The sequence below is a fragment of the Mesorhizobium sp. M8A.F.Ca.ET.021.01.1.1 genome (assembly GCF_003998025.1).
Classification (GTDB): domain Bacteria; phylum Pseudomonadota; class Alphaproteobacteria; order Rhizobiales; family Rhizobiaceae; genus Mesorhizobium.
Window position 1 is genome coordinate 1 of record NZ_RZSJ01000296.1, and the last position, 7,264, is coordinate 7,264.

Annotated in this window: 9 protein-coding genes; 5 read left to right on the forward strand and 4 right to left on the reverse strand. The window is 65.5% G+C overall.

Annotation, left to right across the window (positions count from 1 at the left end; all coding sequences use genetic code 11):
* Together EOA36_RS21340 and EOA36_RS21345 are read left to right on the forward strand one after the other, a co-directional pair.
* Positions 1–687 (forward strand): ABC transporter substrate-binding protein (locus EOA36_RS21340; protein ID WP_245464425.1); only part of this gene is annotated, 687 nt, incomplete at its 5' end.
* 187 nt (positions 688–874) lie between these two features.
* A complete protein-coding gene (locus EOA36_RS21345) occupies positions 875–1,975 on the forward strand; it encodes a serine hydrolase domain-containing protein (RefSeq protein WP_127279306.1) in 1,101 nt (366 codons plus the stop codon).
* Between the two features lie 6 nt (positions 1,976–1,981).
* Here EOA36_RS21345 and EOA36_RS21350 read toward each other — a convergent pair whose 3' ends face one another.
* Together EOA36_RS21350 and EOA36_RS21355 are read right to left on the reverse strand one after the other, a co-directional pair.
* Entirely contained in the window at positions 1,982–2,545 is a 564-nt protein-coding gene (locus EOA36_RS21350; RefSeq protein ID WP_127279307.1) for a cytochrome b, read from the reverse strand.
* A gap of 125 nt (positions 2,546–2,670) precedes the next feature.
* Positions 2,671–3,156 carry a MarR family transcriptional regulator gene (locus EOA36_RS21355; protein WP_245464426.1) on the reverse strand — a complete coding sequence of 162 codons (486 nt, stop codon included), beginning with the start codon at positions 3,154–3,156 and terminating at the stop codon, positions 2,671–2,673.
* A gap of 122 nt (positions 3,157–3,278) precedes the next feature.
* Here EOA36_RS21355 and EOA36_RS21360 point away from each other — a divergent pair, with 122 nt between their 5' ends.
* Together EOA36_RS21360 and EOA36_RS21365 are read left to right on the forward strand one after the other, a co-directional pair.
* Positions 3,279–4,094 carry a p-hydroxycinnamoyl CoA hydratase/lyase gene (locus tag EOA36_RS21360; RefSeq protein WP_127279308.1) on the forward strand — a complete coding sequence of 272 codons (816 nt, stop codon included), beginning with the start codon at positions 3,279–3,281 and terminating at the stop codon, positions 4,092–4,094.
* Positions 4,095–4,132: 38 nt separating this feature from the next.
* Positions 4,133–5,602 carry an AMP-binding protein gene (locus tag EOA36_RS21365; RefSeq protein WP_245464427.1) on the forward strand — a complete coding sequence of 490 codons (1,470 nt, stop codon included), beginning with the start codon at positions 4,133–4,135 and terminating at the stop codon, positions 5,600–5,602.
* Positions 5,603–5,620: 18 nt separating this feature from the next.
* Here EOA36_RS21365 and EOA36_RS21370 read toward each other — a convergent pair whose 3' ends face one another.
* Positions 5,621–6,340 carry a 3-keto-5-aminohexanoate cleavage protein gene (locus tag EOA36_RS21370; RefSeq protein ID WP_127279310.1) on the reverse strand — a complete coding sequence of 240 codons (720 nt, stop codon included), beginning with the start codon at positions 6,338–6,340 and terminating at the stop codon, positions 5,621–5,623.
* A gap of 198 nt (positions 6,341–6,538) precedes the next feature.
* Here EOA36_RS21370 and EOA36_RS21375 point away from each other — a divergent pair, with 198 nt between their 5' ends.
* On the forward strand, positions 6,539–6,733 hold the full coding sequence (locus tag EOA36_RS21375; RefSeq protein WP_189553295.1) for a hypothetical protein: 195 nt from the start codon (positions 6,539–6,541) through the stop codon (positions 6,731–6,733).
* Positions 6,734–6,835: 102 nt separating this feature from the next.
* On the opposite strand, the gene EOA36_RS21380 is transcribed toward EOA36_RS21375, so the two are convergent.
* On the reverse strand, positions 6,836–7,264 hold a 429-nt coding region (locus EOA36_RS21380; protein WP_145969245.1), incomplete at its 5' end, for an EAL domain-containing protein.

A 7,264-nucleotide genomic window follows, 5' to 3' on the forward strand; every position in this document is an offset into this window, starting at 1 on the left:
CGCGTGCGCACGGCACTGGCCAAGGCCATCGACCGCAAGGCGATCGTCGAAGCGGTCTATGCCGGCGCCGGCACCGTAGCCGGCAGCGTCGTGCCGCCGGCGCAGCTCGGCGCCGTCACCGATGCCGGCATCGACTATGATCCCGATGGCGCCAAGAAGCTGCTGAAGGAGGCCGGCCACGAAAACGGCCTCAAGATCAGCCTGTGGGCGATGCCGGTGTCGCGCCCCTACAACCCCAACGCCAAGCGCATGGCCGAGATGATTCAGGCCGACTGGGCAAAGGTCGGCGTGCACTCGGAGATCGTCAGCTTCGAATGGGGCGAATATCTCAAGCGCACCGCGGCGGGCGAACAGGACACGTTCCTGCTCGGCGGCAGCAGCGACAATGGCGACCCCGACAACATGCTGAGCTATCTCCTGTCCTGCGACGGCGTGAAGGGCGGCTCCAACCGCTCGCGCTGGTGCGACAAGGATTTCGAAAAACTGCTGGACGAAGGCCGCGTCGCCGCCGACCCGAAAGAACGCGCCGCGATCTACGGCAAGGCGCAGGCGATCCTGAAGGCCGAGGTGCCGGTGGCGCCGATCGCCCATTCGATGGTGGCGATCCCGATCCGCAAGAGCGTGCTGAATTATGTGCTCGACCCCTTCGGCCGGCAGAATTTCGCTGCGGTCGATATGGCGGAATAGAGCGGAGCGCCGCCCTTCCCTTCTCCCCTTGTGGGAGAAGGTGGCCTCGCGAAGCGAGGTCGGATGAGGGGTGTTCCAGGGAACGCCAACGCCTCACTCCGTCACGCACCCCTCATCCGTCTCGGCGCTGCGCGCCGATCCACCTTCTCCCACAAGGGGAGAAGGAAAAAAGGAAAGCGAGACATCCATGACAAAGAACCTGAACGCCCTACTCGACACCTACCTCGCCGACGGCGCTGTCGGTGCTTCGCTCGCCTATGCCAAGGGTGGCTCAACACCAACGGCCCTTACCGCCGGCCTCGCCGACCGCGCGCATGGCACCCCTGTCAATTCAGACCAGCTGTTCAAGATCGGCAGTTGCACCAAGACCTTCGTCGCCGCCGCCCTGGTCAAGCTCACCGAGACCGGCAAGCTCGACCTTGGCGCGCCGATCTCCTCCTGGTTCGCGGACCTGCCCGGCGCCAAAGACATTTCGGTGCGGCAGCTGATCAACCATCGCAGCGGCCTGCCGGAATTCGAATATTACATTCCGATGGACCCGGGCCGGCAATGGACGCCGCGACAGCTGGTCGACATCGCCTTCGCCTCCGACAAGCAGAAGGCGCCGGGCGGACCCGCCGTCTACAACAACACCGGCTATGTCCTGGCCGGCATGGTGATCGAGGCCGTCACCGGCCAGCCGCTGGGCGCCTATGTCAGAAGCGCGATCCTTGACCCGCTTGGCCTGAAGAACACCTGGTCGCCGGCGACCGAACCCTTCCCGGAAACATCGATGGTGCGCGGCTATTACCACCGGCCGCCGCCGGCGCCGAACGCGCCCACCGACATCGCCTCGGGCGGCGAGATGTGGCGCATGGACGGCGTGCTGCCCTATTCCGACGAGCTGCAGGACTCTTCGGATTCCTTCCCGTTCGGCGCCGCCTATGGCTGCGGCGACATGGTGTCGACGCCATCCGACATGGTGGGCTTCATGCGGGGCCTGTTCTGCGGCAAGCTGTTGTATCAGCCCTTCTTCGCCGAGATGTTCGAACACCGCGTGCCGGCGAGTTTTCCAGGCACGCGCATGCGCGAGACGGGTGCCGGCATGTTCCAGAGCACCTATGCCGACCGTGCCTTCTATGGGCATCAGGGCAGCATTCCAGGCTATGTCGCCGTCATGCTGCACGATCCCGAGACGGACCTCACCATCGCCATGACCAGCAATGTCGGCTCCGGCAATCGCCTCTCCTTCCAGGCCAGCGGCCTGCATCCGGTCGTCGATCAGGCGATCCGCATCATTCTCGACTGACCGCGTTCAGCCGCCCTGCCCGGACGATGGATCGGGCAGGCCCGGCAGCATCTGGCTCAGCACCCGGTCGCGAAGGAAGACGTGATGGAAGATGGCGGCGGCCGCGTGCAGGCCGGCGAGCCACATCATGATATCGCCGAGCGTGCCGTGGATCTCGGTCAGCGGAGCGCCCCAGGTGCCGGAAAACGGACCGATCGCTCCCAGCCCATAGACAGTGACCGGATGGCCGCCGAACAAGGCGCCGGCCATGGCTGTCGCCGGCACCGCGAACAGCAGCGCATAGAGCGCCCAATGCGTTGCCTTGGAGGCGACCTCCATCCAGGCCGGCATGACCGGAGCATCGGGAATGCGATCGAAGCGGCGCCAGATCAGGCGAATGGCCAGCAAGCAGAAAACGGCGAAGCCGAGCGACTCGTGCAGCAACAGCGTCGATGCCCTGGCCGCTGAATAGACCCGCTCCGGAGGGCCACCCGCGGAGACCAGGAAGGCAATGAGCACCAGCAGTGCCGTCAGCCAATGAAATGCCTGAGCGAGGCGTCCGTAGCGGGTTGTCGTACCGGATAGCGACATGCGAGAGCTCCAAAGCTGTTTGACATCTCCATCGCCCTCGAATGTGGCCTTATTTCATCTGTCCTCAAATGACATGGGTTGCCGCGCGGCTGGCGGCGCTGTGTTCGCCGGCGGCTGGCAAGGTCCTAGCCTTGCTCCGTCCAGATGAGGCGCAGCAGGCGAAGCAGCGTTGCCCGCTCCTTGGCTGTCAGCCGATGCAGGAAGCGGTCTTCGTGCCGGCGAACCTGTTGCCGCCATCCGGGCATGGCCTTGCGTGCGGCCGGTGTCAGGGTCAGCACCTGTACCCGCTTGTCGTCCGCATGGTCGTCGCGTTCGACCAGCCCCCGCCCCTCGAGTTCGGCGAGCAGCGGCGCCATGTTGGCGCTCTTCATGCCGAGCTGGCGGCAAAGTTCCGCGGCACGGATGCCGGGTTGTTCGTCGATCAGCGCCAGCATGCCGTAGGTCACCGGGCGCAGCGCCGCATCGGCCAGTTCGACCGCGAAATCACTCAAGGCCAAGGTCGAGGCACGCCTGAGATTGTAGCCGATCTGCGCGTCGAGCGCGTCTTCGGCCATCGCCCCCGGCTCACCGGGATCGGGGCGCGCACTGGGACCGGTGTGAATCTCTTCCATGTTGAACCGATCGCCGCGATCAAAGTCCTTGTCAAGCAGAAAAGACTATGCGACATAGCAAATATATAGCTATGCATCATAGCAATTTCCGTGCATGTGAAATCCAAGGGAGGACACTGACCATGACCGAAGAGCCCGTTGCCTTCGATGTCGAGAATGGCATCGCCTGGGTGCGATTCAACCGGCCGGACAAGCGCAATTGCATGAACCCGCCGCTCAACCGGCGCATGATGGAGGTTCTGGACGCGCTCGAATTCCGCGACGATGTCGGCGTGCTGGTGCTATCGGGCGAAGGCAGCGCCTGGTCGGCGGGCATGGATCTCAAGGAGTATTTCCGCGAGACCGAAGCCAAGGGCCTCGGCGCCATCCGCAAGGCGCAGTCCGAAGCCTATGGCTGGTGGCGGCGCCTGCGCTGGTATGGCAAGCCGACCATCGCCATGGTCAATGGCTGGTGTTTCGGCGGCGGCTATGGTCCGCTCTTTGCCTGCGATCTCGCCTTTGCCGCCGACGAGGCGCAATTCGCCTTGTCCGAGATCAATTGGGGCATCCTGCCCGGCGGCGGCGCCACCAAGGTGGTGGTCGATCTCCTGTCGATGCGCGACGCCATGTACCACGCGCTGACCGGCGAGCTCATCGACGGCAGGAAAGCCGCCGCCTGGAAGCTGGTCAATGAAAGCCTGCCGCTGGCCGATCTGAAGACGCGTGTCACCGAGGTCGCGAACGTTCTTTTGAAGAAGAACCCGATTGCCCTGAAGGCGACCAAGGATGCCATCCGCCGTGTCGCCGAGATGACCTACGACAATGCCGAGGACTATCTCGTGCGGGCGCAGGAAGCGGCCAACTTCCATGACAATGACGGCCGCAAGGAAGGCATCCGCCAGTTCATCGACGAGAAGAGCTACAAACCGGGTCTTGGCGCCTACGACAAGGCCAGATGACGCAATAAACCATCGACGCAATCTGGGAGGAGATGCGAATGCCGGCCTGGACGACATCGGATCCCGTGGCCCTGCACGCCGGGACGCAGCCGGATCGTCTTGCCTGCGTCGACCTGGCATCCGGCCGGCGCTGGACTTATGCGGCGCTCGACCGGGCCATCCAGCGCGCCGTCGGCGTCCTCGAAACCGCCTGGGGCCTCGAACAGGGGCAGCGGATCGCCACGCTTGCCCGCAACAGCGCCGACCTGCTTATCCTGCAGCAGGCCGCGATGCGGCTCGGCGCCGTCTTCGTGCCGCTCAACTGGCGCCTCGCCGGCGCCGAACGGCAGGCGATCCTGGCCGATTGCGGCCCGGTGTTGCTGCTGCATGACGCGCCACTCGAAATAGCGTTGCCGGTAGGCTGCCTGTCGGTCGAAGTCGCGGCCTTCGCAAGGGCGGTCGAGGCCCAGGCACCTGCGCCGCGCCGTCCCTTGCCGGACAGCGATGCACCGTCGATCATCCTCTACACGTCGGGCACCTCGGGCCGCCCGAAAGGCGTCGTCGTCACGGAGCGCAACGCCTTGGCCACGGCGGTCAATTTCGGTGTGCTCGGGCGCGTCGGCAATGCCAGCGTCTTCCTCTGCGATGCCCCGATGTTCCACGTCATCGGTCTCGTCACCAGCCTGCGCCCGCCGCTGCTGCAGGGCGGCACGGTGATGATCTCGCCCGGTTTCGATGCCGCTGCCACCAACCGCCGCCTGGCCGACCCCACGCTTGGCGTCACCCATTATTTCTGCGTGCCGCAGATGGCCAGGATGCTGCGGGAACACCCCGACTTCGCGCCGAACCCGGCCATCGATATCAACTGGTGGCTGGCGCAAGGCGTCCGCATGGTCGATGGCTTCGGCATGACGGAAGCCGGCACCGTGCTTGGCATGCCGGTCGAGGCCGAACGGATCGCCCGCAAGGCCGGCTCGGCCGGCCTGCCGGCGCCGACGATCGGCCTGCGCATTGTCGACGACGACGGCCAGGACGTCGCCGCCGGTGAACCGGGCGAGATATGGCTGTCCGGCCCCTCGATCACGCCGGGCTACTGGAACCGGCCGGAAGAGACGGCGCGCGCCTTCACCAGCGATGGCTGGTTCCGCACCGGCGACATCGCGCGGCGCGACGACGAAGGCTTCGTCACCCTCGTGGACCGCCGCAAGGACATGTTCATCTCCGGTGGTGAGAACGTCTATCCCATGGAAATCGAGATGGTGCTGCTCGACCATCCCGATATCGCCGAAGCCGCCGTGATCGGCGTCGCCGACGAGCGCTGGGGCGAAGTCGGCCGCGCCTTCGTCGTGGTCAAATCCGGTCGGGTCCTGGATTCGGCCGCTCTGGCAAGTCACTGCGCCGCCCACATCGCCCGTTACAAGGTGCCGAAGGAGTTCTTGCCCGCCGAGGCGCTGCCGCGCACCGCGTCCGGCAAGATCCAGAAACACGTTTTGCGTGCGTGGACTGCACCAGACGGCCAGCAAGTCTGAGGCGGGCCGCGGTTCAGCTTAACTCGTGGAGCGGAAGATTGCGGCGGCCGCGGCCACGATCTGCGCATTGTCCTTCGCCACCGTTCCGTCGGTCAGCGTCTTGCCGTCCTCCAGCCCGACCCGTGTCGACCAGCGCTTTTGCCGCGCAAGCTCCACGAACGGCCAGGCAGTGCCGTCGACGCCGTGCAGCAGGATCGGCCGCCGCACGCCGGCGCGCTCGAGCACGGCGGCGATGCCGTGCGCCTCATCGAGGGCCGTGGGCAGGTCCGGTATGTCGATCTCGATCAGGATGCGCAGCACGCGGCCATGATCGGCCAACGCCACGAAGCGCTCGGCATCTTCCGTGGTGGCAAGCCCCGCCTCGATGCCGACGCCCTGCCCGCGCAACAACTCCATCACATCGGGTGCGTCGGCCTCCGAGAGATTGACCGAGGCGTAGTCGGGCAGTTCGCGCCAGGCCGCGATCGCCGCGCGGGTCCGCGCCACATCGTTCTCGATCCAGGCGCCGGTCGACACGCCTATCAATGTGCCCGGACAGGCCTGGCGCACGGCAAGGACCGTCATATCCACCGCCGCCAGGCTTTCGCGCCCGTCGGCGCCCCGCGGATGGATGTGCAGTTCGGCCGCACCCGCGGCAACGCAGGCCGCCGCGTCGCCGGCCATCGCTTGCGCCGTCAGCGGCAGGCTGGGATGGAAATCGCGCGGACGCGCGCCGTTGATGCAGGCTTGGACGATCATCGATTTCACCTCGGACAAAAGAGCGCAGTCTAGCCGCGCCGCCACACCGCGCAAAGCCGCGGCGCCGCCACTCCTGACACGGCGGCGCCATCGCCGCGCGGCATTTGCCAGCATTTGAATTAAAAGCGCCTGTGGATATTTACCCCACCTTGCGCCAGGCCGGCCAAAATACATTAGGGCGGGATCATGGAGGGACCATTGACCAGCGATTTTTCAGCCGCCCGGCTCCATCTCGAACGCGCCTACCACCATCTGCGCGGCAATGACGAGACGAGCCGTTCGACATGCGAGGCCCTCGACCTGTTGATCGAGACAGTGGCGGAAGCACAGCACAGGAAGCCGGAACCGGGGGTACTGGAATTTTCGCGAGTGGCGGCGCGCCGGCTCGGCTGAACAGAACGCGTCGCGCTGAACGGATTCAGTCTGCGCATCAAGTCTTCGTCTTCACGCATGTCGCTATCCAGGTCGCTTTTGGAGCGACATGCGTTTTGTCCATCAGGACGCCATGCGTCTCGATGCGCCGCCGGCCATTCGCGCCGCCCGCGCCACGATCCGCTCCAGCGGTTCGGGCCGGTGCAGCAGAAATCCCTGGCCGAACTCGACGCCCATGTCATCCAGCATGGCCACCGTGTCCTGCCGCTCGATCTTCTCGGCGACGACTGCGCAACCGAGGCTGCGGGCAATGCTGGTGATGGCCAGCACGATCTCGCGGTCGAAGCGGCTTTCCGTGACGTGCTCGATGAAGGAGCCGTCGATCTTGATGGCATCGACCGGAAAGCGCCTGAGATATTCGAACGAGCTCATGCCGGCGCCGAAATCGTCGAGGCTGACCCTGCAGTGCCGCTCGCGCGCCTTGCGCACGAAGGTTTCGGCGGCATCGAAATTGGTAACGGCGGCGGTTTCGGTGATTTCGAAGCCGATGCC